Source organism: Arsukibacterium indicum (assembly GCF_019100565.1).
Classification (GTDB): Bacteria; Pseudomonadota; Gammaproteobacteria; order Enterobacterales; family Alteromonadaceae; genus Alishewanella; species Alishewanella indicum.
Window position 1 is genome coordinate 343,407 of sequence record NZ_JAHRID010000002.1, and the last position, 25,628, is coordinate 369,034.

The following is a 25,628-nucleotide window of genomic DNA, read 5'->3' on the forward strand; positions in this document are numbered from 1 at the left end:
TTTTAACAAACCCTCTATTTATTATTTTACATAAAGTTGTCAGCTTTTTTTACTAGCAAACACCGGGGTTTTCAGGTTTACTAAAGCACTTAAATTAAAGGAGTTTTTATGTTTAAGGTTAATCAGTATTTTGATGGTAAAGTGGCATCAATCGCTTTCGCTGGTGAGCAGCTGCCGGCCACTGTCGGTGTTATGGCCCGGGGCGAGTATGAGTTTGGTACCAGTCAGTATGAGGTAATGACGGTAATCAGTGGCGCCCTGACGGTGCAGTTACCGGGTAGCTCCAGCTGGCAAACCTTTAACAGTGGTGAGCAATTTGAAATTGCCGCCAATGTTAAATTTCAGGTAAAAGTAAACCAGGATACCGCTTACCTTTGTACTTATGCATAATAGCCCGTCATACCTTTTATTTTGAGTAGCCTATGCGCGGAATGCGAAGTGCAGCCAAACAACCTGAACCGCAGAAACGCCCTGAAGCATTACCACTAGGCCAGACCGTTGCCACGCTCTGGCCTTACCTAATGGCGTTTAAAGGCCGGGTACTGTTGGCTTTACTGGCCTTAATCGCTGCCAAAGGTGCAACCTTACTTATGCCATGGGCGCTAAAAGAAATTATTGATGCGCTTGATACAAATGTCAGTGCAGTAGTGGTCCTGCCGGCGGCGCTACTGCTGTTATATGGTGGTTTGCGCTTTGGCTCGGTGTTTTTCGGTGAACTGCGTGACGCATTGTTTGGCCGGGTTACCGAACATGCCATGCGCCAGATCGGCTTAAAGGTATTTAATCATTTACACAGTCTGGAACTGGCATTTCATCTGGACCGGCAAACCGGTGGGATCAGCAGGGATATAGAGCGCGGCAGCAATGGCCTGAGTTTTTTAATGCGCTTTTTAATGTTCAATATTGTTCCTACGCTGTTCGAAATTGTGGCTGTTGCGGTTATTTTCAGTCTGTTGTTTTCCCCGCTATATGCCATAATTACCGTTATCGCTGTTGGCCTGTATATCTTTTTTACCGTCTTTGTTACCGAATGGCGCAACAAGTTTATCCGTGAGGCGAATCAGGCAGACAACACCACCAACAGTCGTGCTATCGACAGTCTGCTTAATTACGAAACGGTAAAATACTTTAACAATGAAGCTTACGAAGCAAAGATTTACGATGGTTTTCTGGCTAACTGGGAACAGGCCCGTCTGAAAAACCGCTTAAGCCTGCTGGCACTTAACTCCGGCCAGGCATTTATTATTGCTGCTGCTATTACCAGCCTGATGTGGTTGGCAGCAGCTGAAGTAATGCAGGGCAATATCAGCCTGGGTGAACTGGTGATGGTTAATGCTTATATGATCCAGCTGTTTTTACCACTGAACTTTTTAGGTTTTGTTTACCGGGAAATTCGCAGGGCATTAACTGACTTAGAGAATATGCTGGGACTGCTAAAACGACAGCCAGCGATCAATGATGCGCCAGACGCTAAGACACTTAAGGTGATGGCCGGACACATTCAATTTACTGATGTCCGGTTTGGTTATCAGGCCAACAGGCCCATAGTTAAGGGCCTGAGTTTTACCGTTGCCGCAGGCAGCAAAGTGGCGATTGTCGGTGCCAGTGGTGCTGGTAAAAGCACCCTCGCCCGCCTACTGTACCGCTTTTACCCGCTGACAGGCGGCCAGATCACCATTGATGGCCAGGATATCAATTCGGTAACTCTTGACAGCCTGCGCCGGGCCATTGCCATAGTGCCGCAGGACACCGTGCTGTTTAACAGCAGCATTCGCGATAATATTCAGTACGGCAACCCCGACGCCAGTGCTGCTGAAGTTGACCAGGCCATAGCGCTGGCTCACCTACGACACTTTATTGATAGCCTGCCGCAGGGCGATGCTACCATTGTTGGCGAGCGCGGCCTGAAAGTATCGGGCGGTGAAAAACAACGGATCGCCATTGCCCGGGCCATTTTAAAAAAATCGCCCATTCTGCTGTTCGATGAAGCCACATCGGCGCTTGATTCAAGCTCTGAACAAGCCATCTTACAGGCGATGCGCGAAGTGGCCCGTAACCATACCAGTCTGGTTATTGCTCACCGGCTGTCAACTATCACCGATGCTGATAATATTCTGGTGTTAAAAGATGGCATCCTGGCTGAGCAAGGCAATCATCAGCAGCTGATTGCCCGCCAAGGTGAATACGCCAGAATGTGGCAGTTACAGCAACAGGAGACATGAGCCAGATCAACCCCTGCCCTGCAAAAGCGGTCTATGCTTTAAGCAACGGGTAAAATAAAAAGGGGGCGCCATGCCACTACAACAATTAAAACATAAATTATTAGTTCAGAAAGTGCAGTTAGAACGCCAGCTAAACGCCATTCATCATGATTTCCAGCAGGGCCGCAGCGCTGATGCAGCCGAGCAGGCGGCCGAGCGGGAAAACGAGCAGGTATTAAACAGTCTGGAGCACAATGCGGCAGAAGAGCTGAAGCAAATCAATATTGCGCTGCAACGGATGGAGCATGGTGAGTATCTGCACTGCAGTCGCTGTGGTGAGGACATTGGCGTGGAGCGCTTAAATGCCGTGCCCTTCACCACCCTGTGCATCAGTTGCGCCAATACACCTTTATAGCGCTGACTAACTGCATTTATCCGGGTTGCAACTGTTGCACCACAAACTCACAGAGTTGATGGCTGCTAAGCACGGTTTTATTTTGCGCCGTGTTGCTGCCGCCGGCTGCCAACTGCTGAATAAAGGCGTCAAGCATGGATACGAAACCGCGTTTGTATAACGTGCTTTGCCAGTCGTCTGCCACCAGTTGCTGTTGCCGGTTATCTGCCATCAGGTGACCCTGTACCAGGTTATCTACCTGCCAGTGCTGGTTATCGGCGAAATACTCCAGCCGTTCAAAGTTACCGCCAGCCAACCGGTTCATTGATGCTGACACCAGTGTATTGCCAGATTGCCAGTTTACCTGCACACAGCCCAGTTGCCCGGCGTTTACGCGGCCGTACACCACCGGCTTAAAGTTGCCACGGTTATGTAACGCGCTGGCATAGTGGGCAAAATCAAGCACATGAATAAAGTCATCATAGATAAAACTGCGCACATCGGCAGGCAGATTATGGCGGTTTTTCTGGTAATGCAGCTGAATTGGCGAGACTACCAGCGGCGGCTGGTACAAGGGCACATAACGGCGGTTAAAGCCGACAAACAACAACAGGTTTTTCCGCTCGGCCAGCGCAAGTAACTGCTCACACTCGGCCAGCTGATAGCTGAGCGGTTTATCAATAAACACCGCAATACCGGCATTGAGCAACTGCATTGCAATACTAAAGTGACTGTCGGTACTGCTGTGGATCATCACGGCATCGGGCCTGGCAGCAATTAACTGCGTAAGCTCAGTGTAACCCTCTGTAATGCGATACTGCTGCATCAACTGCTGCAACACCGCTGCTTGCCTGGTACATAACAGCGGAGTTATACCCGGCATAGCAGCTATTAATGGTAAATAAGCTTTACGGGCAATATCGCCAAGCCCTAACAGCGCAATTCTCATGCAGTAACCTTGTCTGAATTAACTGTAATCAGATTACGCTAAAGCGTTCGGTACAAACAAGGGTCAGCCAAGATGCTGCCGGAAAAACGCCAGTGTGCGCTGCCACGCCAGTTCGGCCATTTCTTTATTGTAGCGGGCAGTAGAGTCGTTATGAAAACCATGATGCGAATCTGGATAACGGTGCACAGTAAATGTCTTATTATGTTGTTGCAGCAACGCTTCGGCCTCAGGCCACCTTGCATTCACCCGCTCATCGAGCTCGCCCAGCTGCACCAACAGTGGTGCTTTAATATCCGCGATTTTATCTGCAGGTGGTGGTGAACCATAGAAAGGAACGCCGGCATCCACCACATCCGGTAATTCAGCTGCCAGTAAGCCCGTCATGGCGCCGCCAAAGCAAAAACCGACGACGCCCAGTTTGCCAGTGGTGCCTTCAAGCTTATTCAACCACTTTGCTGCCGCTTTTAAATCGGCAATAATTTTCTGGCTATCAATACTGCGCTGCATTTGCCGGCCGTCATCGTCATTGCCAGGGTAGCCACCAAGTGGCCAAAGCGCATCGGGCGCAAAAGCAATAAAGCCGGCCTTGGCCAGGCGCCGCGCCACATCTTCAATATACGGGTTTAAACCCCGGTTTTCGTGAATAACCAGCACTGCAGGCAATTTTGCAACTGACTTTGCCGGCTTAACTAAATAACCGCGGCCTTCTCCATGCCCCTCTGGTGACGGAAACGTCTGATAGGTTGCCATGATATCAGGGTCATTAAACGACACTTGCTCAGCCAACGCATAGTTCGGCAGTAAGCTACCCAGAATACTGGCCGCTGTAGCAGTACCAATAGCCAGGCCGCCAACAGCGGTTAGAAAATCCCGCCTGGTTATCATGCCATGCGCATATTTGTCATATAATTCATACGCTTTTTCTGGTATCGCTACCGATTGCACTTTTTTATTGTTATTCATTTTTTTGTTCCTGGTTTGCCGTTTATCTAATAGCAGATAGCCATAACCTACCAACTTGATTCGGCTACGCTATACCGGCGTGAAAAGTTTAGTATAACAGCTGAAAAATAGTTCATGCCGGCCCCCCGTGCTGGCTGGCAAATAACACTGCAACTGATATGCTATACAGCACTCTTGGCATCCTTGGAAACCTTATGTTACTGGCAGTGTTAGCGTTAATCTCCGGCCTGGCGTTATTAGTCTGGAGTGCCGATCGTTTTGTTGATGGTGCCGCCGCCGCGGCCCGTTATGGTGGCATGCCACCGTTATTAATTGGCATGCTGGTGGTAGGCTTTGGTACCTCAGCTCCGGAAATGGTGGTCTCTGCCATGGCTGCCGCTGATGGCAACCCCGCTCTGGCGTTGGGTAACGCCTATGGCTCCAACATTACCAATATTGCGCTGATTATTGGTTTAGTTGCGCTAATAAGCCCCATTAATGTCCACTCCCAGGTCCTGAAAAAAGAATTACCGTTACTGCTGGCTATTACCTTGTTTGCCGGCTGGCAACTGTTTGATCATCAGCTTAGCCGTTTCGATGCCTGGTGTTTGCTGGCTGTATTCGCCGCGGTTATGGCCTGGTCAGTCTGGCAAGGTATGCGCAACCCACAAGATGCGCTGGCAGCCGACGTTGACACTGAGTTGAGCGGTAACAGCATGACCTTAAAACAAGCCCTGCTCTGGCTGGTGCTGGGCCTGGTACTGCTGATTGTGGCTTCACGTTTTCTGGTCTATGGTGCCGTGTATATTGCGCAGGGCCTGGGAGTCAGCGATCTGGTGATTGGCCTGACTGTGGTAGCCGTTGGAACGTCGTTACCAGAACTGGCCTCGTCATTAATGGCGATTAAAAAAGGCGAGCATGATATCGCTCTTGGCAATATTATTGGCTCAAACCTGTTCAATACCTTAGCCGTTGTGGGTATTGCCGCATTGATACAGCCAATGACTGTCGATTCACTGGTACTCAGCCGCGACTGGACTCTGATGTTCGGCTTAACAGTGGCATTGCTGGTGCTGGGAATTGGCATCAAAAAAGCGGGCCGGATCAACCGGCTGGAAGGCGCTTTACTGCTGGCGGTATTTTTTGGCTACACCGGTTATTTAATCAGCACCGCGTTCTGATACCTCCCCTATTTCTGTGTGGCTGATGTCTTACATTAGTCGCACAGAAAACTCTGCTTACAGTTTTCTGACACCAGTTCCCGCTCCTCTGTGCTATTACTTGTTGGAATTAAAATGCCAACATCACAATAAAAACTCAGGGGATACTCATGTTTAAACCGAAAAAACTGGCGATGCTCTGCTGCATTGGTCTTGGTCTGACTGCTGCCACAGCCGCAGCCGCAAATGACGGCACCCGTCTGCTGCAACAACCTGATATCTCTGCAAATCATCTGGCCTTTGTTTACGGTGGCGATATCTGGTTAACTGACCGCAATGGCCAGAATCCACGCCAGCTTACCAGCGATCCGGCCAGTGAATTTGCGCCATCGTTCTCACCTGACGGTAACTGGATTGCCTTCTCTGCCAGCTATAACAACAACACAGATGTCTATGTAATGCCGGCAACCGGTGGCCCGGCTACCCGACTGACTTTTCACCCATCTGCCGATACCGTAAATGGCTGGAGCCCGGATGGTAAAAAAGTGTTATTTGCCTCTAACCGGGAAATTGCCAACAGTCGCAGCAATCAGCTGTATCAGATCAGTGTCGAAGGCGGTTATCCGGCTAAGTTAATGGAAGCCGTAGCCTATGAAGGGCAGCTTTCTGCGAACGGCAATAAACTGGCGTACCGCCCCAATAATATGGCCTACAGCGGCGCCAGTGGCTGGCGGTTACATCGTGGTGGCAGCACGCCACCGGTCTGGATTATTGATTTAGAAAAACAGCAGCTGGAGAAAATCCCCCACCCTAATGCCAACGAATTTAATCCGTTCTGGCTCGGTGATACCGTCTATTTTTTATCTGACAGGGATAATGTGGCGGTTAATCTGTTTCAGTATCGCGACAAACAGGTTAAGCAGCTAACCAATAATACCGACTGGGACCTGCGTAGTGCCGCTGGCCATGGCGACAGCATTGTCTATGAAGCCGGTGGCTATTTGCATCAGTTTGATGTCAGCAGCGGTCAGAGTAAGCCAATTAATATCAACATTGTTACTCAGTCAGCCCAGAAACGGCCACAATGGAAAGATGCCAGCAAAACCTTAACCCGTGCCCGGCTATCGACCACCGGCCAGCGGGTGGTAGTCAGTGCCCGCGGCGATATTTTCACGGTACCGGTAAAAGAAGGCACTACCCGCAACCTTACCCAGACCAGCGGCGTGCGTGAATTCGATGGCTTATGGAGCCCGGATGGCAGCAAAGTGGCTTATATTTCCGATAAAGGCAATAAGCATCAGCTGGTACTGGAGAACCAGGATGGCTTAAGCGAGCCAGAGGTTTATCCACTGGCCGACAGTGGCTATTTTAACCTGCTGAGTTTCTCACCTGATGGCAACCTGATTGCTTATCATGATAATCATTTAAATCTGTATGCGTTTAACCTGAAAACCAAACGCAGCCAGAAGCTGGATACGTCTTTGCGGCGCAACAATTTTAACGTGTCATTCTCACCCGACAGCCGTTATCTGGCCTACACCGTTGCTGGTACCAACTATTTCAGCCAGATAAAACTGTTTGATTTTCAAAACAATAAAGCCAGTCAGATCACTGACGGTATGAGTGAAGCCGATAATCCGGTATTTACTCAGGACTACCTGTACTTTACCGCGTCGGTTAATACCGGCCCATCGCAGGTTGGCCTGGATTTATCCACCCGCGAGCGCCCGGTGCGCAAAGCTATTTACGCTTATGTGCTGGCCAGTGACGGTAAATCGCCGTTGCTGCCAGAAAGTGGCGATGAGCCGGTAAAATCTGCCGCCGCCAAAGATGAGAAAAAAGACGATAAAAAAGGTAAAGGCGACGATAAACCGGCAGTAAAACCGGTAAAACTGGATTTAAATGGCCTGCAGGATCGGATTGTTGCCATTCCGGTCGCCGAACGCAACTACGATAACTTATCAGTGGCTAGTGACGGCGCGCTGTTTTATCTGGAGCGGACCCAGCCTGGTAGCAGCAACGAACTGCCAGGTACTGATGGCCGCAACAGTGCCACCTTACACCGGTTTGATTTTGAAGAGAAAAAAGCCGAAACCGTACAGCAGGACATTGCCAGTTATACCTTAAGTGATGATGGCAAAAAAATCTTAATGATTAGCATGCCAAATAAACTGCAGGTGGGCGATGCCAAAGCCAAGCCAGACGCAAAGGCAGTATCGTTAGCTGAAGTACGCAGCTTTGTTGACCCGGCAGCAGAATGGCAGCAAATTTTTGATGATGCCTGGCGCATGCAGCAGGAGTATTTTTATGATGCCAATATGCATGGCATTAACTGGCAGGCCATTTACGACAAATACCAGCCCATGCTGGCCCACGTGCAGCGCCGGGAAGATTTAAACGACGTGCTGGTGCAAATGATTGCCGAACTGCAGGTTGGCCATAACCGGATTGGCGGCGGCGATGTGCATCAGGAAGGCAGCAGTAAAGTGGGCTTATTAGGTGCTGATTTTGCAATTAACAATGGCAAGTATCAGTTTAAAACAGTGTATACCGGCGATCGCTGGAGCCCGTTTTTAAAAGCGCCGCTAAGCGTGCCGGGCGCCAGTGCCGAAGCCGGCGATTATTTACTGGCAGTTAATGGTAAGGATTTAACGGCCAGCGACAACGTGTTTGCGCTATTGGATAACACCCAGGGCAAACAAGTGGTACTGACCATTGCCGACGACGCCCGTGGCAAAAACCAGCGCAATATTACTGTTGAACCGGTAGCGAACGAAAGCCAGCTGCGGTTATGGCACTGGGTAGAGCAAAACCGCAAGCTGGTTAATGAAAAAACAGATGGCAAGGTGGCCTATGTTTATCTGCCAAATACTGCTGATGGTGGTTTTTACTTCTTTAACCGGATGTTCTTTGCTCAAACCGACAAACCAGCAGTAATTCTGGATGAGCGCAAAAACGGTGGCGGCCAGGCGGCCAACTACATTACCGAAATTCTGGCCCGGCCGTTTTTATCCGGCTGGAAAGACCGCGATGGCCTGATTTTCACCACACCAGGTGCCGGTATCTATGGCCCGAAAACCATGCTGATTGATCAGGATGCCGGCTCAGGTGGCGACTTCCTGCCGTGGGCCTTTAAGCGGCTTGATCTGGGTACCACCATCGGCACCCGCACCTGGGGTGGCTTAATTGGTATTTCTACCAACCCGCCAATGATCGACGGTGGCTTCCACGTGGTACCGTTCTTCCGCTTCTATACCCCGGATGGTGAATGGCGGGTAGAGAACGAAGGTGTCGCACCGGATATCGAAGTCGAGCTCGACCCAATTGCGGTTAATAAAGGCATCGATGTCCAGCTGGAGCGCGCCATAGAGCATACGCTAAGCGAGCTGAAAGCAAACCCGCCGAAAGATCACAGTAAGGCACCGGCTATGCCGACCAAACTGGGTTTGTAATTTTCAGCTTTAAAACCAAAAACCGCTGCAATGCAGCGGTTTTTTTCCGTCGGTCAGGAAACAAATATTTTGCTAACTTTTGCCACCCGCTGGCCTAAATAATGTGCAGTACGCACATCAGCTTCATCAACTGTACCACCGACAGAGTGTGCGATAAGGCCCAATTGTGCGCCCAGCCGATTAAAGCTATCAACCCCGTTGTTTTCTGGAATATCTAACCCAGACCATAACATGCCATGCTGTCCCGCGAAGACTTGCAGGTATTGCAACGTACTAAGCTGGTCGCCACTAACATTGCTACCAATGGTAAAGCCGGCAGCGATTTTATTAGCCCACAGTTGCTGCGACCAGCGCTCGCTGCTGGCATCGGCAAAAGCTTTAAATTGCGCCGATACGCAGCCCATATAAGTCGGTGAGCCAAATATAATGGCATCTGCACCATCAAGTTGTGCAAGTAGCGAGCTATTGCAAAACCGGCCAAGCTTAACGTCAGTACCGACAATCTCAGCCTGAATAACATTAACGCCTGCTACTTCAGAGGCGCCGGCCGCAACAGCCGCAGCCAATTGCCTGGTTGTCCCACCAACGGAGTGAAAAATAACGGCAACCTTTACCACTTTAATATTCCTCCACACGGACCTGGTCTTGGTTTAAGTTGCGCTCGGCCGGTATATCGCTCAAATACTCGACAAATTCCACTTCAAATCCAGCCGGGTCGACAAAATAAATGTTTTTCCGAAAAGGCTCCTCTGCTCCAGGTTTAGCGATGGCATAGCCGGCGCTAGTTAATCTGGTGATCACCGCATCCAGGTTACTGGTTACATAAGCAAAATGAGCAAAGCCGACACTATGGCCCGCCAGCTCGCGGTTATTGCCCTCACCGTGGTCGCTTAACGCTAAATAATGATAATCATCGCCAAAGTGCAGCCATTTGCGTGGTTTACCATACCATTCGCCCCTGCCCTCATCGCGGATTTTCCAGTGCGGAAATGCAGCGCGGTAAAAATGCAGCATGGCATCAATATCGGCTACCACCAGATTTACATGTTCTAAATACATAGCTTGTCTCCTTGCATTAATTCGACCGGCAGGTTAAAACCTCAAGCTAGGTTTAGGTAAAGTGTTTTTTAAGGTTGGCGTAAAAAAATTGCGGAGCAGAATATGGCAGAAGCAACCTGGAGTGTCGGGCGGGTAGCGAAGCGTTGTGGCGTGAACGTCAGCGCATTGCACTTTTACGAGCAAAAAGGCTTGATTAAAAGCTGGCGCAATTGTGGTAATCAACGCCGTTATAAGCCGGATGTGTTGCGGCGTATCTCTGTGATCAAAGCAGCCCAGAAAATGGGCATTAGTCTTGAGGAAATAAAACAGGCGTTTAATTCGCTACCGGATAACCGCACCCCGACTACAGAAGACTGGCAGTTGCTTGCCAGTAACTGGCAACAAATGCTAGATGCCAGAATTAGCTATATGCAAAAGCTGCGAGATGACCTGACCGGCTGCATTGGCTGCGGCTGCCTCAGCATGAACTCATGCCCACTGTATAACCCCGATGATGTGCTAAGTGCTAAAGGTAGCGGCCCGGTGCTACTGGACCAGTCTTCAGCCCGGCCTCAGACTTAGTGTTGCTCCTAAGCCAGATACGTCAAGGTCTTTTACAATCTCAGCCTGTTTTAAATAAACTAAAGTAGTAAGCGCTTAAATAATAAGCTTATTTTATTTCGGCTTAAATATTGCTTGGTTTTTAACCAGCTACCTTAACACCCTTCCAAAAGCAGTACCTGTAGCTTACCCATTCCTGCCATGTCACACGTGGTGAGAATAACGCATACGTTGTATCGTTAATGTTAAGGAATATCTATGTCTACAAACTTAAAACTACTTACCCTGCCTTTGTTAGCGTTGTTTTTCATTGCCCAGTTCGCTGAGGCTGGGATTATCAGAACCAGCGGCAGAGGCGATTTAAGCCTCAATTATTCACAGGCTTTTTATTATGTTGATAACCAGTATTTAAATGAAGTAGGGATTATTGAATCGGCTTTTAATTTTGATGCCCCTTTTGCAGCTAACAGTATAGTGCGCGCCGTTGGCGGTGGCGGCCGTGGCCTAGGTTCCGTGCCGAATGACTGTATTAAAGGTTACACCCAGGACGATTTAGATAATTTAGAGCAGGAAATAAACTTTTTATACGAGGATTTCGATAACGGTTTAATTACTGAAGACGAATTAAACGCCGGGATCGCCGCATTAGAGTTTGCAATTTATGGCGAGCCCTGTGTCTGGGAATTTACTCAGGGTGATGCGCTATCGATGTTTGGCTTTTTCAGCCTGTATTTTGATACGCCCGATGTCAGCTATAACGTGCGCTGGTTAATCGATGACGTTTCCCTCGCCGGCGATATTAATACCGCAGGCGATCTGGTGACGCCGGATGGCACCATTAAGAACGGCTGGGTAACTTTAAATACCGCGCCAACCATGGCCTTTGCGCCGGGTGATTATATGGTGCATGCCGCTGTTGATTTATCGTCCAGCGCCGGCCGGTTTTTTATGACCAGTAACCAGCCAGGGGACGAAATAGTATTCGAGCAAAAATGTATCGAAAAGCCGAATCCTGACTTCGACCCGGACAATCCGGATGAAGGCATCGACCCCTTTATTGAAGTTTGTGGCTATACCAATGTCGACAGAAGCTCATCAGAAGTGAATGATCCCACGATGTCGTTCTTCTCTGATGGTGAGATATTGCGTATTCTGCCGGCCATTGACGGCCCGGTTACCCCGGTTAATGCTCCAGGGTCTATTGCGCTGCTTTTAGCAGGCTTATTAACTATGGGTTTAAGAAGACAACGTAAAACCCGAAACTAATATTTTCATTCTTCCATTTTAATTAAAACGGGCTAAAGCCCGTTTTATTTTTTAGGCAATGTTATTCATTAAACAACTTTAGCGCCTCCGCTTTTTGCCGCGCTAAATCATCGTCCAGAAACTGAATTAACTGCTGAAACTCCGGCTCATCAGCCAGGCTTGCCAGCAACGGGTCATACTTAGTCCACCACTCCCGCCAGCCAATATCAATCGCCTTGGCCAGCGCCTCAATGGCTTGTTCTGATTTGCCTTCCAGCGCATATATTCGCGCTGCTAAATAATGCAGTTCAAAATAGCTTATTGAAGCTTGTAGCTGCTGTGCTAATAAGCTCTGGCACTGCTCAATTAAACCTTGTGCTACTGCCTTGTTACCCCGTTCAAGTTCAGCCCAGGCCACCTCAATGGCGGGTGAACAATGCGGCATCCCAAACCGCTCTGTCTCGTCAACCAAGTCAAATCGATTGGTAAATAGCAGTAGCGCCTGTTGTTTATCACCAAACATTGCCTGATACCAACCCGCTTCAAAGCCAACCCAGTAATCATCGGGGTTGGCAGCCAGTTTAAAATCAAGACGTTTGAATAATTCTAAAAACTTTTCCTCAAAAACAAGAATGTGCTCCGTTGAAAATTCAATAGCTTCCTGCCAATCCGGATCTGATGACTTTGCTTTCACAATGTCAGTTAAACCAAGTTGCAACATAGGAAATGCTACTTTGCCAACTAACCGCTTATCATCTGGTGATAAATTAATTGCCTGGCGAATTTCCGTGATGGCACCCACTAAATTACCCTGACTAAAGTAGATATCAGCTAAGCCCTGATGTGGAAACGGTGACTGGGGGAAGTCCAGTTGCATTTGTTTAAAAATAGCTACCGCTTCGTCAAAGCGGCCAAGTTTGGTCAAAGTAACACCCAAGTTATAACTAGTTGTCAGGAATAGCGGGTCCAGCTCTTGCGCTTTCTGCAAAGCGGATAACGACTCATCGAATTGCTGCAATGAATTTAATGCAACAAACTTCCACATATAGGCAATCGCAAGGCTGGGATTTAATTCAATCGCTTTGTCATAATCACTTACTGCCGCGGAAAAATCATTAGTAACAAAAGCAATTAACCCTTTTACCGCATGAGCCTCAGCCATCTGAGGCTGGCGAGCCAACGCTTTATCAATATTTTGTTGGGCTATGCTGGCCGCTAGATCAGCTTTAATCACGCCAAAACCTGCTACACCTGTACCACCTTCTGCCAATAACAATAAGGTATCCGCCAGCCCGACATAGCCATTGGCATATTCAGGGTCCAGCACCACGGCCTGCTCAAATAACTGGCGGGCCTGTTGCATGGACTCGGTGGTTTGTTTGCGGTACTGCTCACGACCTTTTAAATACAGCACATAGGCATCGGCACTGCGGGTACCGGCCAAATTATCAAAGCTGCCGGCGGCAGCGAAGCTATCCTGTAATGTGTTGACTACCGAGCGGCCAATATCCCGCTCTAGTTCAGCAATATCGGTTAAATTACGGGCATAATTATTGCTCCACAGGGTGCTACCACTGTTAACATCGAGCAACTGTACCCGCACATTAAGCCGGTTATCAGTCGCCTTAACACTGCCGGTTAGTATCGTATCAACTTGTAAACGCTCACCTATCTGCTGAGCGCTTAAACCCTGCTCGCTTAAAAACTGACTGGAGCGCGACGCCGATACTTTAAAATTGGCGGCGCTCCCCAGTAAGCTGGTCATCTCTTCCGCTAAGCCCAGTGCTAAATAGCCCTGATCCTTTCCTTCGCTGTCATCAGTAAATGGCAACACCGCAATAGTGCTGGTACCAGCCTGGCTGGCGGCAGTTGCTGCCTGCTGCTTTGCCAGCTGTTGCTGCTCAAGTACGCCATAGTACTCAAGGCCTACATAACCACTTAGCAGCATTACCAACAGTAAACCGGCCCATTGCCGGCCACCCGGCGCTGCAGCGGGTTTGTCTTGCTCATTAGCACTTGCGGTGCGGGTAATGCCACCCAAGCTGATATCACAGTACCAGGCCAGATAGATAACCAGTGGCAGGCAGCTTAGCAGCAGCACAAACAGCGCTGAGCCAAGCAACGGATTCAGAGCCAGGGTACTGGTTAACACCGAAATAATTTGCAGCAGTAACCAGCTTAACCCCAGGTAAATCAGTACCGATTTGACTACTGCACGCCGTTTTAGCTCACTGAGAAAGGTTTTCAAAATAGAATAGACTTTAGAGGTGTCGAATATAATAAGACTAGTTAACAAAGCCTGTTTATACAACAGGCGCTGGTGTCAGCTTGCTAAGCAACCGTTATTCTGTCGTTACAACAAGCTGCATTGCTGTTTACCAGTCAAGCCGTGCTTCAAAGCTCATTTCCAGCACCTGATCTGTGTCAGCTGGCTGTGCCTTTATGTTCAGCTGAAAAATACGTTGTGAGCTGGCATCCAGGGTGCCGTAGTAAGAAATATAACCATCAGTTTCGGCTTTGCGCATGTCAATAACCTGGGTGTGCCCCAGCAGGTTTTCGTGCTCGACATGCACACTGGCAGCAACCGTTGCATCCTGGCGCGGCTCACTATTGTCCTGAATAACCAGATTCAGTAGCGCAAGATCAGGGTTGGGTGCAATGCCATATTTTTCTGCCATGTTCTGGTTTAGTATATCGGCACGGGTAATATTAGCCCGCAGGGTATAGCCGTCAAGCTCCATCACATGCCCTAAAGGCTTATCGGGTATCACCACCTCTGCGTTATTACCAGGTTCCGCCGGCGCAACGTTCTGTGCGGGACGCTCACAAGCCGTTAAGAATACAGCAGCGATAATAGTAGCGAAAAGATGCTTAGCTGATTGTACTGCTGCTAACATGCTGAATTTAAAACTCATCGGCAGCTCCTCAGGGTTAACGGCATAGAAAGCGAACTGCTTTCAATAGTGACCGTTACATACCCTAAGCATAGCTTAACATTGGCTAATTCGCTGGCGGTTACTCTGCTTTGTCGTCGGCGTTGCTACCAGAAACATCGGGCTTTTTTAATGGCAGACGTCCGGCTTTACGCAGGGCATCATGCAGCAGATACTCTATCTGACCATTAACACTTCTGAATTCATCATCAGCCCAGCGCTGCAGGGCGCTGAGCATTTTGTCATCCAGCCGTAAGGCAAACGCTTTTTTCGCCACAAGCGCCCCGACTAGTACAAGCTACCGGTATTTAATACCGGCTGCACATGATGATCGCCGCACAATACCACCAGTAAGTTACCTACCATAGCGGCTTTGCGCTCGTCGTCCAGCTCTACCACATTGCGCTCTGAAAGCTGCTCCAGTGCTGACTCGACCATGCCTACTGCACCTTCAACAATCTGGCGGCGGGCGGCGACTATAGCGGCTGCCTGCTGGCGCTGCAGCATAGCACTGGCTATTTCCTGCGCGTACGCCAGATGGCTGATCCGGGCCTCCAGCACCTGCACGCCGGCTTTGTTTAAGCGAGCCTGTATTTCATTCTTCAGTAATTCAGTAATATCATCTGTGCTGCTACGCAGACTGATATCGTCATCATTGCCGGCATCATAGGCGTAACTGGATGCTAGATGCCGGATAGCCGACTCGCTCTGAATGCTGACAAAATTCTCATAGTTATCGACTTCAAATACCGCTTCGGCGCTGTCGACCACTTTCCACACCACCACCGCAGCAATTTCTACCGGATTACCGGCGCTGTCATTGACCTTCATTTTGCTGCTTTCAAAGTTACGCACCCGCATCGACACTTTTTGCTTGCTATACAGAGGGTTAGACCAACGCAAGCCATTGTTAAGATCGGTGCCAACGTAGCGGCCAAATAACTGCAGTACTGCCGACTGATTCGGGTGCACCATATAAAAACCAAACCAGCATACCAGTACCACTATGGCGGCCAATGCAAACACGGCCTTTAACACGCCGGGCATTACTACCAGGGCAGCCACCATCAGCACCTGCAGGATCAGCAGCACGCCAATCATACCAAAGCCACCTTTGCTGTTAATCATTCGTTCTTTCAACATAATCAAACCCCATCAATGTGATATTATTTTGATATCACTTTAATAGATATTTTTAAAAAGGCAAGAAAAAAGCTCAATATTTCGGCGATTAACAGACAGCCACGCCACTCTCTCTGATCAGTTCCGGTTCTAACAGCGCTATTTGATTTTGACTATTGCATTCTCTACAAATGTAGATTAGCATCTCTACACGTGTAGACTTACTGTATGGTTAATATGTCTCTGTCTGATTTCGAACTGGAAGTAATGCAAATATTCTGGGAATTGAAAGAAGCAAGCGCTCCTGAAATTCATAAAATTATTGAAAATAAAAGAGCGGTAAAATACTCAACAGTAAAGACAATTATCGATAGATTGGAAAAAAAACAAGCTGTCACTCGCAGTCGCTCTGACGGCAGAATTATTTTTTATCTTCCAGTGATGGAAAAACAAAATGTACGCACTCCACTTATAAAAGAATTTATTAATAGAGTTTTCCTGGGAAAAAGCAGGCCTTTGGTTGCGCACATTATTGAGCAAGAAGAACTAAGCATTAAAGACATAGAGTACCTGGAGTCGGTATTAAGAGAAAAGAAGAAGGAACTCAAGTAGATGTGGAGCTACTTTTTAGTAAATATTTTAATATTTATCAGTGCAATTTCATTAATGAAATTTGTAAAGCTATCGGCAAAAGCGAATTACCTCATGTCATTATTCGCTATTCTTGTATGGTTTATTCCTTATAGCCTTATTTCGGGCTTTATCCCTGGCTCAGTATTAGCCGAACCAATTATCGTTTCATTTACAAATAGTGCTTTGTCCGGTACTGCCGCTGACATTTCCTCTAAACAAGTAAATATAGATTTCATAATTAAAATAACATTTAAAACCCTGATTTCGCTTGGGTTGCTCATTTTTTTGTATCGACTGCTTAGATTATATAACTGGAAAAGGAAGCTGTTATTAAGCAATGCACTAATGCCTTTGAATAGCCTCACTAACCAGCACAAGATCCCTGTTTTTTCAACACAATATCACTTGGGGGGATATTTGCTGGGAGTGCTGAATCCAATCATCGTTATCTCAGATAAAATACAAGAAAAGAGGTTTATTGATCTTATTATTGCGCACGAAAAGCAGCACTGGAAACGAAACGACAATCTACGGCTTTTAATTTTAGAGTTTTGTTCATGCCTTTTCTGGTGGAACCCACTGGTTGGAAAAATGGTAGATTTGAATCGCTTTTATATCGAAGTACTTTGTGATGAAGAAGCCAGCAAGAAATATGGCAAAGATAAATATATCAGTGATCTTTCATCTTTAACATTATTTATTGGTTTACACAAAACCAGTCAGTTAGCTTCAAATATTGTATCTGTCGACACATCAACCATCTCCAGAATTAAATTTTTAAAGGAAAACCGGAAAATGAACCTCAGCAACAAACTGTTTTTTGCACTATCAATCTTTGCGATGACAACCGCTATTTCATGGAACACGCTTGCCACGGCAATTCCAGACAGAGACAACAAACCAGCGCATTCAAACCCGGAAGAAATCGGTTCGTTATTAGCGTTTGACATAGATATTTTATACAACCGAGAAGCCTCAGGAGAATACCGTACCGAAGATAAGCACTCTGCTAAACTAGAGATTTGGTCAGAATTTGCAGAAAAAGTATCTTTCAAATTTAATGATGAATTTTCATTCAATTATAAAGCGACAGATCTTGGTGACGTAATTTTGCTGGAGCTGGAACTGGTAGAAAATATAAACAATGCAGCCGTCATAGTCGCCTCTCCCACTCTTAAGGTTGCTGTAGGTAAGGAGGCTGTTATTGAAATAGATAATCCAGACATAAGCCAAAGTGCGTATAAAATAAAGGCGATTCCTTACAAAAAGGCCAGGCCGACCAAGTAAGCTCTAGCTTTTGGGATCCGGCAGTAAAATTTGGTCAGTCATTGGGCACAACGTCATTATCTAGTAACGTTTACTGCGTGTGCGCCGTGTGTGTTACCATCCTTCAGGCACAGAACATTGCCTAAAATAGCGAACTAACCTTACTTTAAGCTGCCCAATCTCCCGCTGGGCAGCGGAATATCAGGCAGCTTTGCTGCGCAGGAAAAATGCTACTATCACCGATGTAACACTCCCCATAATTGCGGCGCCTATCAGGCTCTGGACAATGTAGCTTGACAGATTAAAGTAAGCAGCAGCTTCATCAGCCGACATCATCTGCTGGCTAACCGCGTAAGCCTGAACATTGGCAAAGTAATCGGGGCTGATCACCGTATGGAACAACCATTGGGATAACGGGCTTAGCACTACTACCACCAGGGTTATCAGCAAACCGGCAATAATGCCCTGTTTCCAGCTCATCACCCCGTTATAATCACGCCATTTTTTCTGGCGCAGCGCCAGCACGTAAATAAGAATAGCCGGGATGGCGAACAAGTTAGTGTAAGTGGCATGGTGCTCAATATAAGGCCCGTGCAGCCCGACCAGATGTTCCAGCCACAGCCATAACAGCATCACCAGCGTAAAAATAATGCCCCAGCGTATTTCAGTCAGATGTTTTTGCATAACGTATTGTTCTTATTAGGTTAGACACAGCAGAAATATAGCGCTTTTTTCTGTAAAAGCCACTGCTGTTGCCTGAACCGACGCCTATTTAAACAGTGCGTAATGCCGCCAGGGTCTGCTCAATTTCCTGTTCATTGTTAATCAGGCTCGGGGCAAAGCGGGCGTATGACTGACGATACGGCGTACTGCTCATTATGATGCCCTTACCATGCATCGCTTTTACCACGTCATCCGGGGCCATGGTTTTATAATCAAAACATACCAGGCCTGATGAAAGCTCTGCCGCCATTGGCGTATGCAAGGTTACGCCCTTTATCTGCTGCAGGCCCTGCTTGGTAAGGGTGTTTAACTGATGAATCCGCTGCTGTACATTGGCTTTGCCAAGCTGCAGGTGCAGCTCAAATGCTTCGGGTAACGCCCAGCGATGTTCAAATGAATGAAAACCGCCCGGTGTCATATGTTCGCCCATTGGCACCTGGTCCTGAGTACTGCCACCCAGCCAGACATCGTAAGAACGGCTGAAGCTCGGGATCACGGCTTTACAGCGCGACCAGCCCCGATCACTACCCCAAACCACACCGGTGCCCCGTGGCCCGAAGATCCATTTGTGGGTGCCGGCAATAAAAAAGTCACAGCCAATGGTTGATACGTCAATATCTTCAATGCCAAAGCCATGCACACCATCGACACAAAACAGAATGTGATCAGCTTCGTTTCGTTGCTGGTTAACGTCGGCAAGCATGGCTGCAATAGCATGCACCGGCAGCTTCACCCCGGTAGACGAGTGCACCCAGGTAACCGCTACTACCCTGGTCGCAGCGCTGATGGCCGCTTTTAATCTGCTCACCACCTGATCGACTGACACCTGTGCCGGATTGTCGTATAGCGCTACCTGTCGCACCTTTGCACCGGTACGCTCAGCGCGTAACTGCAGCGACAAATCGGTAGAATAATGATCGTGTACCGTTTGCAGAATTTCATCGCCCGGGCGTAACTGCAAACCACTGTATACCAGCGCCAGGCCCATAGTGGTGCTGTCTGTCAGAGCAATGTTTTCAGCTTTGCCCCCCATATAACGGGCAGCGGCTGCGGCAATATCAGCATCGATGGTCATAAAGTGTTCATGCCAGTAGTCAGACGGATTAACATCAAAAGCATGCCGGTGCCGCGCTATGGCATCGGCAACCGGTTTAGGGTGGGAGGCCAGTAAAAAAGTAGCAAGGTGAATGTAATCATAACTTAGAACAAACTGCTTGCGCAGGCTCGTCCAATCGCCGGCTTTTAATTGGATTTCAGCGGCATTTTGCGTTGAGCCGGCTTGAAGTAATGCTGGTAAAGGCAGCAAGCTGCTGCCGAGCACTAAGGAGGATTTAGTCAGAAATTCGCGCCGTTGCATAATAACCACCGCTGGTTAAATTTTAATCAGTTTAGTTCAAGCTAAACAACACAGCAAATACGTCACTATAGGCATAGTGGCAGCTTTACAATATAAGGGGCTGAATGCTTTCAGCCGCTCCTTTATTTCAGATCAAACCCATTGCCTGCAGCAGGCTCGCGGGTAGCTAAAGGCTGTGATAAGCTAATTTTACTTTGTTTAAGCTGGCAGGGTTTACATGTTATGAGCGGCTTTACCTCCCTTTATCTGTTTGTTGAACGCACCTTTTTTGGCACCCTTAGCCGGAAAATAATCGGCAATATCAGCTTTTTAGCTGTTTTCTTTTTGCTGGCAATTTATATGGCCTACCCTGAAGATGGCGCTAACAGCAGCTGGTGGGCGTTACTGGTGCTGGGCCTGAGCGCTTTTATTTTTACCATAGGCTATATGCATTATTTATTTGTGCGGCCGGTATCCACCCTGGTCGGCGCGCTGCATGACACCAACCGTAAAGGCACTGATCTTAACTTGCGCCTGCCAGCCTTTACTTTTGATGAGTTCAGAACCTTATCGGAGGAATATAACCAGTTTGTCAGTCAGCTTGGCGTGCTGCTGGGTGACATTCACCAGCAGGCGCAGGAAACGCATCAGGTTAACGAGCAGGTTTCAACGGCAGTAAAAAGTACCCGCCAGCATTTACAGGACACTGAAAAACGCAGTGGCCAAATTCGCCGGGACAGCGATCAGGTACTGGATAATCTTGCAGACATTGTTCAGCATGGTGATGAAGTTAACCAGGTGTCAGGTAATGCAGTAGATAAAGCTAAAGTGGCCAGTGGCCAGATGCAGCAGCTAAGTGGCCAGTTGTCCGGCATTGTTAAGTTGCTTGATACCTTTGGTAACACCATTAATGGCTTACATAAAAACTCTGAAAACGTGCGGCAAATACTGGTGATGGTAGAAACCTTTTCTGATCAGACCAACCTGCTGGCACTCAATGCTGCCATTGAAGCGGCCCGCGCCGGTGAGGCTGGCCGTGGTTTTGCCGTGGTAGCAGATGAAGTAAGGACCCTGGCTGCCAAGGTCAACGATGCCACTAAGCAAATTTCCGGCTTTCTGAATGAAATGGAACAACTGGTAGGCGAAACCCGCACTGAATCACAAAGCCTGAACCAGCAAGCCCAGCAAGCACAGCAGCAAATTGCTGATACGAGTAGTGAATTCAGTAATTTACAACAGGAACTGCAGCAGGCAAAAAATGGTATTCAGAATATCAGTCAGACCGTGTTGCAACTGGAGCAGCGCTATCAACAGACCCATCAGCATTTAAGCGCAATTGAAAAAGTAACCACTGATGCGCACCAGCAAATGGCGTCGATTGATAAAGCAGCGAAAGACTTACTAAGCGGCACTGCCCGCACCCAGCAGCAACTGGGGCGCTTTGCCCGAAGCTAATGTCCAACCGCAGTTACTTGCTGTTGCCACCACTGGCTAAGCTCGCCGGCACTGCCCTGCATCAGTACCGGCAAGTCACGCTTATTCAGCTGATACTGATACATCGGGTCGTAATAGTCAGTTAATAACCGCGTTATCCACTGCCGATGTAAATTGATATCACCGCTTTGCTGTTGAATGGCCAATGCCTGACAGAGCAGCGTGCTTAGCTCGCTGTAAAGCGCCCCACCTAACCGCTTTTTAATCCTGGCCATTGCCTGCTGCAGCATGCTGCTGAACTGACTAAAGCCCTGTTCGGCGTATAAAGTCATGGCTTCGTCCAGTAAATCGATTATGTAGTCCTGCAGTATTACCTCAATCCGCGCCTGGAGTGACTCCTCAAGCAGCAATAAAGGGCTGCGCTGCATTGTCTGAAACAAGCTGTGCGGAATGTTGCGCTGGCCAATAAGCAGGCTTTCATCTTCCAGCAGTAAATAGGGAGCGTTAACTGTCTGCACTTGCAACAGCGCACCAGCCAGATCATTTTCAAAGCGGATTTGTGATGGTTGCGCTGCCAGCTTGCGGCCAAAAGCCGAGCCACGATGATTAGCCAGTGCCTCAAGGTCTACCGCCTGTAACTGGCGTAATAAGCGGGTTTTGCCGCTGCCAGTCGGCCCCGCCAGAAGCAGCACAGGCATGGTCGCTGCCTGATCAATAACTGTAATGGCGGCCTGACGTAATGCTTTAAAGCCGCCTTTTACTCTGGGGTATACAACACCGGCATCAGCCAGCCACTGCTGGGCAATTTGCGACCGCAGGCCGCCCCGGGCACAGTACAGTAAGCCATTTGGGTGCTTCAGGGCAAAATTACGCCAGGCGATCACCCGGTTTGCTTTAACCTCACCTTGCACCAGCTGATGGCCAAGCGCAATTGCCGCCTGCTGCCCCTGTAGCTTATAACAGCTGCCAATAGCTGCACGCTCATTGTCTGTCATCAGTGGCAAGTTAACACTGCCGGTAAAAGCACCGCGGTTAAATTCTACCGGTGCCCGCAAATCAAGTAGTGGCAGCTGCTGCCGCAGTATTTGCTGGTAATCATTTGCCAGAGGTAAGTCGGCAGCCATTAATGTTGCCATTAACCCACATTAATGCGGTGGCCTTTACCCCGCGAGGTCAGCTTGCCAATTGGCTGTAACACTAAATCGTACGCTAACGCGATATCGTTAAAACCCGCTGCTGCATCCGGGCTGACGGCCAGCAGTAAGCCGCCACTGGTTTGCGGATCGCATAGCAGGGCCTGCTGCTCAAGTGTCAGTGGCGAAACCTTAGCACCGTAGCTGGCAAAATTGCGGCCGGTACCGCCTGGAATGCAGCCCTGTGCGATGTAATCAGTCACAAAAGGCAGCGTTGGTATCGCCGTAATATCCAGTATCGCATCCACGTCACTGCCTTCACACATTTCCATTAAATGTCCCAGCAAACCAAAACCAGTCACGTCAGTCATGGCATGAACCCCCGGCAGCGCGGCAATTTCTGCGCCAATCCGGTTTAATTGCACCATGCTATCCCGTGCCAGCGTCCCGTGCCCGGCCTGCAGTTTTTTCTGCTTTTGGGCGGTAGTTAAAATACCCACCCCCAGCGGCTTAGTAAGATACAACCTGTCCCCCGCCCTGGCAGTGTCGTTGCGTTTTAACTTGTTTATTGCCACCCTGCCACTAACCGCTAAACCAAATATCGGCTCTGGGGCATCAATACTATGGCCGCCAGCTAACATAATACCGGCTTCTTTGCAGGTGTGGCGGGCCCCCTCCAATACCTGCTGTGCTAATTCCGGCGGCAGTTTACTCACCGGCCAGCCTAAAATAGCGATAGCCATTAATGGCCGGCCACCCATGGCATAAATATCACTGATTGCATTGGTGGCGGCGATGCAGCCAAAATCAAAGGCATCATCAACAATCGGCATAAAAAAGTCGGTAGTGCTTAATAATGCGCTGCCGTCGCCCAAATCATAAGCGGCCGCATCGTCTTTACTGCTATTGCCCACCAGCAATTTACCGTCGGTAAAGTTAGAATTGGTTTTAAGAATGGTGTCCAGTATTTGCGGTGAAATTTTACAACCACAACCGGCACCATGGCTGAATTCAGTAAGCTTATAAACGGGAGAATCGGACATGACAACAACACCGGACAACAACACAATATAGCCAACATACCCAAAGCCATTTGCAATAACAAGCCATCTTTTGCCTGCCAGGCACAGCAGGCCACTATACTTTAACAATGATTTAAATAATCAGTGAGGCAAATAGTCATGGCTGTGGATAAACAATCACTTCTTGACCTGGCATTGCAACTGGCAGAGCGCACGGGATGGGAAGGGTTGCAGTTAACAACTCTGGCCAACAGTTTAAATATTGATTTGGCAGAGCTGGCGATGGTCGTGAAGCAAAAAGATGAGCTGGCAGATGCCTGGTTTGACCGGGCTGATATGGCAATGTTTAATACTGAGTTATCAGGCGCCAGCGATGCGGCAGAGAAGCTGGAGCTGGCCATTCGCAGCTGGTTAAATAGCTTAGCGCCGTATCAGCAACTTACCCGGCAAATGCTTTATTACAAGCTGGAGCCGGGCCATATTCATTTACAGGCAGCGGCAATACTGCGGATAAGCCGCACCGTGCAATGGTTACGGGAACTGGCCGGTTTGCAGGCAAGCGGCGCTTCCCGGATTGCCCAGGAGCTGGCGCTAACTGGCATATTCAGCAGCGTGTTTATCGGCTGGTTGTATGATAGCTCACCCGGACAAACAACCAGCCTGGCACGGCTAAAATCGGCCATCAGTAATCTGAATAAGCTCGGCTTATGTCGATAATGCTTTACTAGTCATCTAATTGTTTATTCAGCCTTTTTAACAGCGCAATATCCGGCTGATAATTAATTGCCAGCTCAGCCCTGGCCAGCGCTGCAGCGGCATGTTCTCTGGCACAACGTTTAAATTCCGGGCCATAGGCCGCCAGTGCCAGAAAGGCTTTTTGCAGGCGGATATGAATTTCAATATGTCCTGCGCCGTCGCGGGCTATGGCCGTGAAAAAATCATTAAACAATTCATCGAGCCGGACTTCAGGGGCCCACACCCGGTCGTATTTTACTTCCTTTTGACAATTTTCCGGCGGCCAGTTACTTAGCACCCTGACCCCACGGCCAATAATCTCAATCGCGGTACCCGGATCGTTTATTGCCGGCGATAGCGCTTTAGAAGCAATTTCAGCCAGTACCATAACTCCAAAGCGCGGGTCTTGATCAAAACTGCGATAATCGCTTAGCGAAAATGCCTTAAGCAACAGCTGGTCAGGCTGAACATTACTACCAGTCAGCCACATCAGCGGCCGGTCTTTATGAATAAAGGCACCTGGCAGGCTGGCAATATATATATTCGCGTTATGCTCCGCTGCCCAGCTTTGCAGCGCATTAACATCAATATGTTCGATATAGCCAATTTCCCCGGTACAGACTGGGCTGGCATTGGTGGGTATATCATCCACAGAACTTAGCTGATTAGCATCCAGCCAGGGATGTTGTTCACATCGTTTTACTGCCTTGTATGCCTGATCCTCAACCCGGTCGGCTGTTTCACCCACCCGGCCCAGGCTGGATAAATGCTCAATCCAGATTAAAATAGTGACAACAATCAAAAGAATGACGGCAATGGTAATGATAAACAGCACTACCCGACCGCTTTCACCATAAACATCGGCACTGAGCAACACAATACCGACGATACTGTACAAAAAAGAGCCGATAAAAGTGGCCAGTGCATTCTGAGTGGTGCTGTCAGCCATCAGCAGCCGGGTTGCCCGTGGTGATACCCCGGTCGACGCCGCGTTAAAGGCCGCCACCATGATACTTAGCGAAAAGGTGGTTACCGTCAGCATACTGGTGGCCAGTATAGTCAGTATTTTTTCAGCGGCGTCAGAACCAATCGCCATGCCAAGCGAGTCTGGTATCACATCGCTTAACAAAACACCAAGCGCAGGAGTAAAAAATGCCAGCACAGTAAACAGTGACGTACGCACCCATAACTTGCGGCTTAGCTGTAATAATGTCCAACCCCATTTTGTTAACATAAGCCTGCCCTGAGCTGTGGAGAGTTGTAGTGTGGTGTAGAGACTTATCAACATAACCAAAGCAATCCAGTGTTACAAGGTTTGATACTGTTACACACAAAGCGTCTGCCACTTT

24 protein-coding genes are annotated in these 25,628 nt (G+C 48.5%); 11 read left to right on the forward strand and 13 right to left on the reverse strand.

Annotation, left to right across the window (positions count from 1 at the left end):
- Nucleotides 1–108: 108 nt before the first annotated feature.
- The 3 genes from ppnP to KQY15_RS06130 all read left to right on the forward strand — a co-directional run bounded on the left by ppnP (nucleotide 109) and on the right by KQY15_RS06130 (nucleotide 2,616).
- Nucleotides 109–390: a pyrimidine/purine nucleoside phosphorylase gene (ppnP, locus tag KQY15_RS06120; RefSeq protein ID WP_217668251.1), complete on the forward strand. Its 282-nt coding sequence runs from the start codon at nucleotides 109–111 to the stop codon at nucleotides 388–390.
- 32 nt (nucleotides 391–422) lie between these two features.
- Nucleotides 423–2,222: an ABCB family ABC transporter ATP-binding protein/permease gene (locus KQY15_RS06125; protein ID WP_217668253.1), complete on the forward strand. Its 1,800-nt coding sequence runs from the start codon at nucleotides 423–425 to the stop codon at nucleotides 2,220–2,222.
- 70 nt (nucleotides 2,223–2,292) lie between these two features.
- A complete protein-coding gene (locus KQY15_RS06130) occupies nucleotides 2,293–2,616 on the forward strand; it encodes a TraR/DksA family transcriptional regulator (protein WP_217668255.1) in 324 nt (107 codons plus the stop codon).
- 16 nt (nucleotides 2,617–2,632) lie between these two features.
- Here KQY15_RS06130 and KQY15_RS06135 read toward each other — a convergent pair whose 3' ends face one another.
- Together KQY15_RS06135 and KQY15_RS06140 are read right to left on the reverse strand one after the other, a co-directional pair.
- Complete coding sequence (locus KQY15_RS06135) at nucleotides 2,633–3,544, reverse strand: Gfo/Idh/MocA family protein (RefSeq protein ID WP_217668257.1); 912 nt, start codon at nucleotides 3,542–3,544, stop codon at nucleotides 2,633–2,635.
- Between the two features lie 63 nt (nucleotides 3,545–3,607).
- A complete protein-coding gene (locus tag KQY15_RS06140; protein WP_217668259.1) occupies nucleotides 3,608–4,507 on the reverse strand; it encodes a dienelactone hydrolase family protein in 900 nt (299 codons plus the stop codon).
- 194 nt (nucleotides 4,508–4,701) lie between these two features.
- Here KQY15_RS06140 and KQY15_RS06145 point away from each other — a divergent pair, with 194 nt between their 5' ends.
- Nucleotides 4,702–5,667 carry a calcium/sodium antiporter gene (locus tag KQY15_RS06145; protein ID WP_217668261.1) on the forward strand — a complete coding sequence of 322 codons (966 nt, stop codon included), beginning with the start codon at nucleotides 4,702–4,704 and terminating at the stop codon, nucleotides 5,665–5,667.
- A 149-nt stretch (nucleotides 5,668–5,816) separates the two neighbouring features.
- Entirely contained in the window at nucleotides 5,817–9,098 is a 3,282-nt protein-coding gene (locus tag KQY15_RS06150; RefSeq protein WP_217668263.1) for a S41 family peptidase, read from the forward strand.
- A 53-nt stretch (nucleotides 9,099–9,151) separates the two neighbouring features.
- Here the strand turns inward: KQY15_RS06150 and KQY15_RS06155 are convergent, their stop codons facing one another.
- Together KQY15_RS06155 and KQY15_RS06160 are read right to left on the reverse strand one after the other, a co-directional pair.
- Complete coding sequence (locus tag KQY15_RS06155) at nucleotides 9,152–9,715, reverse strand: flavodoxin family protein (RefSeq protein WP_217668265.1); 564 nt, start codon at nucleotides 9,713–9,715, stop codon at nucleotides 9,152–9,154.
- Nucleotide 9,716: 1 nt separating this feature from the next.
- Entirely contained in the window at nucleotides 9,717–10,157 is a 441-nt protein-coding gene (locus tag KQY15_RS06160; protein WP_217668267.1) for a VOC family protein, read from the reverse strand.
- A gap of 102 nt (nucleotides 10,158–10,259) precedes the next feature.
- Here KQY15_RS06160 and soxR point away from each other — a divergent pair, with 102 nt between their 5' ends.
- Both soxR and KQY15_RS06170 read left to right on the forward strand, forming a co-directional pair.
- The gene (soxR, locus tag KQY15_RS06165) at nucleotides 10,260–10,718 is read left to right on the forward strand and encodes a redox-sensitive transcriptional activator SoxR (RefSeq protein ID WP_217668269.1); all 459 of its coding nucleotides are present in this window, start codon (nucleotides 10,260–10,262) and stop codon (nucleotides 10,716–10,718) included.
- Nucleotides 10,719–10,955: 237 nt separating this feature from the next.
- Nucleotides 10,956–11,963 (forward strand): hypothetical protein, encoded by a 1,008-nt coding sequence (locus tag KQY15_RS06170; protein WP_217668271.1) that lies wholly within the window; start codon nucleotides 10,956–10,958, stop codon nucleotides 11,961–11,963.
- 61 nt (nucleotides 11,964–12,024) lie between these two features.
- On the opposite strand, the gene KQY15_RS06175 is transcribed toward KQY15_RS06170, so the two are convergent.
- The 4 genes from KQY15_RS06175 to KQY15_RS06190 all read right to left on the reverse strand — a co-directional run bounded on the left by KQY15_RS06175 (nucleotide 12,025) and on the right by KQY15_RS06190 (nucleotide 16,018).
- Nucleotides 12,025–14,190, reverse strand: coding sequence for a TPR end-of-group domain-containing protein (locus KQY15_RS06175; protein ID WP_217668273.1), 2,166 nt, complete (start codon nucleotides 14,188–14,190; stop codon nucleotides 12,025–12,027).
- Between the two features lie 127 nt (nucleotides 14,191–14,317).
- A complete protein-coding gene (locus KQY15_RS06180; RefSeq protein WP_217668275.1) occupies nucleotides 14,318–14,857 on the reverse strand; it encodes a DUF4426 domain-containing protein in 540 nt (179 codons plus the stop codon).
- 100 nt (nucleotides 14,858–14,957) lie between these two features.
- Nucleotides 14,958–15,152 (reverse strand): type II toxin-antitoxin system antitoxin, encoded by a 195-nt coding sequence (locus KQY15_RS06185; RefSeq protein ID WP_217668277.1) that lies wholly within the window; start codon nucleotides 15,150–15,152, stop codon nucleotides 14,958–14,960.
- An 11-nt stretch (nucleotides 15,153–15,163) separates the two neighbouring features.
- Nucleotides 15,164–16,018 carry an SPFH domain-containing protein gene (locus KQY15_RS06190; protein ID WP_254795465.1) on the reverse strand — a complete coding sequence of 285 codons (855 nt, stop codon included), beginning with the start codon at nucleotides 16,016–16,018 and terminating at the stop codon, nucleotides 15,164–15,166.
- 216 nt (nucleotides 16,019–16,234) lie between these two features.
- Here KQY15_RS06190 and KQY15_RS06195 point away from each other — a divergent pair, with 216 nt between their 5' ends.
- Together KQY15_RS06195 and KQY15_RS06200 are read left to right on the forward strand one after the other, a co-directional pair.
- Complete coding sequence (locus tag KQY15_RS06195; RefSeq protein WP_302850300.1) at nucleotides 16,235–16,609, forward strand: BlaI/MecI/CopY family transcriptional regulator; 375 nt, start codon at nucleotides 16,235–16,237, stop codon at nucleotides 16,607–16,609.
- Complete coding sequence (locus KQY15_RS06200; protein WP_217668281.1) at nucleotides 16,610–17,917, forward strand: M56 family metallopeptidase; 1,308 nt, start codon at nucleotides 16,610–16,612, stop codon at nucleotides 17,915–17,917. It abuts the gene before it with no gap.
- Nucleotides 17,918–18,097: 180 nt separating this feature from the next.
- Here the strand turns inward: KQY15_RS06200 and KQY15_RS06205 are convergent, their stop codons facing one another.
- Together KQY15_RS06205 and KQY15_RS06210 are read right to left on the reverse strand one after the other, a co-directional pair.
- The gene (locus KQY15_RS06205) at nucleotides 18,098–18,580 is read right to left on the reverse strand and encodes a DUF4199 domain-containing protein (RefSeq protein WP_217668283.1); all 483 of its coding nucleotides are present in this window, start codon (nucleotides 18,578–18,580) and stop codon (nucleotides 18,098–18,100) included.
- 88 nt (nucleotides 18,581–18,668) lie between these two features.
- Nucleotides 18,669–19,976: an aminotransferase class V-fold PLP-dependent enzyme gene (locus KQY15_RS06210; RefSeq protein ID WP_217668285.1), complete on the reverse strand. Its 1,308-nt coding sequence runs from the start codon at nucleotides 19,974–19,976 to the stop codon at nucleotides 18,669–18,671.
- Nucleotides 19,977–20,198: 222 nt separating this feature from the next.
- On the opposite strand from KQY15_RS06210, the gene KQY15_RS06215 reads away from it, so the two are divergent.
- Nucleotides 20,199–21,410, forward strand: coding sequence for a methyl-accepting chemotaxis protein (locus KQY15_RS06215; protein ID WP_217668287.1), 1,212 nt, complete (start codon nucleotides 20,199–20,201; stop codon nucleotides 21,408–21,410).
- On the opposite strand, the gene mnmH is transcribed toward KQY15_RS06215, so the two are convergent.
- Both mnmH and selD read right to left on the reverse strand, forming a co-directional pair.
- A complete protein-coding gene (gene mnmH / locus KQY15_RS06220; RefSeq protein WP_254795468.1) occupies nucleotides 21,407–22,525 on the reverse strand; it encodes a tRNA 2-selenouridine(34) synthase MnmH in 1,119 nt (372 codons plus the stop codon). The two genes, KQY15_RS06215 and mnmH, sit on opposite strands and share 4 nt — an antisense overlap.
- Nucleotides 22,525–23,565, reverse strand: a complete 1,041-nt coding sequence (gene selD, locus KQY15_RS06225) for a selenide, water dikinase SelD (RefSeq protein WP_217668289.1) — start codon at nucleotides 23,563–23,565, stop codon at nucleotides 22,525–22,527. Before selD ends, mnmH begins: the two co-directional genes overlap by 1 nt.
- A 138-nt stretch (nucleotides 23,566–23,703) precedes the next feature.
- On the opposite strand from selD, the gene KQY15_RS06230 reads away from it, so the two are divergent.
- On the forward strand, nucleotides 23,704–24,261 hold the full coding sequence (locus KQY15_RS06230) for a TetR/AcrR family transcriptional regulator (protein ID WP_217668291.1): 558 nt from the start codon (nucleotides 23,704–23,706) through the stop codon (nucleotides 24,259–24,261).
- A gap of 7 nt (nucleotides 24,262–24,268) precedes the next feature.
- Here KQY15_RS06230 and KQY15_RS06235 read toward each other — a convergent pair whose 3' ends face one another.
- On the reverse strand, nucleotides 24,269–25,513 hold the full coding sequence (locus KQY15_RS06235; protein ID WP_217668293.1) for a DUF2254 domain-containing protein: 1,245 nt from the start codon (nucleotides 25,511–25,513) through the stop codon (nucleotides 24,269–24,271).
- Nucleotides 25,514–25,628: the final 115 nt, after the last annotated feature.

Excerpts from the sequence above, each read along its gene's own strand:
- KQY15_RS06130 (WP_217668255.1), top strand. The coding sequence starts at position 2,293 with ATGCCACTACAACAATTAAAACATAAATTATTAGTTCAGAAAGTGCAG.
- KQY15_RS06235 (WP_217668293.1), bottom strand. The coding sequence starts at position 25,513 with ATGTTAACAAAATGGGGTTGGACATTATTACAGCTAAGCCGCAAGTTA.
- KQY15_RS06215 (WP_217668287.1), top strand. The coding sequence starts at position 20,199 with ATGAGCGGCTTTACCTCCCTTTATCTGTTTGTTGAACGCACCTTTTTT.
- selD (WP_217668289.1), bottom strand. The coding sequence starts at position 23,565 with ATGTCCGATTCTCCCGTTTATAAGCTTACTGAATTCAGCCATGGTGCC.
- mnmH (WP_254795468.1), bottom strand. The coding sequence starts at position 22,525 with ATGGCAACATTAATGGCTGCCGACTTACCTCTGGCAAATGATTACCAG.
- KQY15_RS06205 (WP_217668283.1), bottom strand. The coding sequence starts at position 18,580 with ATGCAAAAACATCTGACTGAAATACGCTGGGGCATTATTTTTACGCTG.
- KQY15_RS06135 (WP_217668257.1), bottom strand. The coding sequence starts at position 3,544 with ATGAGAATTGCGCTGTTAGGGCTTGGCGATATTGCCCGTAAAGCTTAT.
- KQY15_RS06210 (WP_217668285.1), bottom strand. The coding sequence starts at position 19,976 with ATGCAACGGCGCGAATTTCTGACTAAATCCTCCTTAGTGCTCGGCAGC.
- KQY15_RS06200 (WP_217668281.1), top strand. The coding sequence starts at position 16,610 with ATGTGGAGCTACTTTTTAGTAAATATTTTAATATTTATCAGTGCAATT.
- KQY15_RS06180 (WP_217668275.1), bottom strand. The coding sequence starts at position 14,857 with ATGAGTTTTAAATTCAGCATGTTAGCAGCAGTACAATCAGCTAAGCAT.
- ppnP (WP_217668251.1), top strand. The coding sequence starts at position 109 with ATGTTTAAGGTTAATCAGTATTTTGATGGTAAAGTGGCATCAATCGCT.
- KQY15_RS06140 (WP_217668259.1), bottom strand. The coding sequence starts at position 4,507 with ATGAATAACAATAAAAAAGTGCAATCGGTAGCGATACCAGAAAAAGCG.
- KQY15_RS06190 (WP_254795465.1), bottom strand. The coding sequence starts at position 16,018 with ATGTTGAAAGAACGAATGATTAACAGCAAAGGTGGCTTTGGTATGATT.
- KQY15_RS06195 (WP_302850300.1), top strand. The coding sequence starts at position 16,235 with ATGTCTCTGTCTGATTTCGAACTGGAAGTAATGCAAATATTCTGGGAA.
- KQY15_RS06125 (WP_217668253.1), top strand. The coding sequence starts at position 423 with ATGCGCGGAATGCGAAGTGCAGCCAAACAACCTGAACCGCAGAAACGC.
- KQY15_RS06160 (WP_217668267.1), bottom strand. The coding sequence starts at position 10,157 with ATGTATTTAGAACATGTAAATCTGGTGGTAGCCGATATTGATGCCATG.
- KQY15_RS06145 (WP_217668261.1), top strand. The coding sequence starts at position 4,702 with ATGTTACTGGCAGTGTTAGCGTTAATCTCCGGCCTGGCGTTATTAGTC.
- KQY15_RS06230 (WP_217668291.1), top strand. The coding sequence starts at position 23,704 with ATGGCTGTGGATAAACAATCACTTCTTGACCTGGCATTGCAACTGGCA.
- soxR (WP_217668269.1), top strand. The coding sequence starts at position 10,260 with ATGGCAGAAGCAACCTGGAGTGTCGGGCGGGTAGCGAAGCGTTGTGGC.
- KQY15_RS06170 (WP_217668271.1), top strand. The coding sequence starts at position 10,956 with ATGTCTACAAACTTAAAACTACTTACCCTGCCTTTGTTAGCGTTGTTT.
- KQY15_RS06150 (WP_217668263.1), top strand. The coding sequence starts at position 5,817 with ATGTTTAAACCGAAAAAACTGGCGATGCTCTGCTGCATTGGTCTTGGT.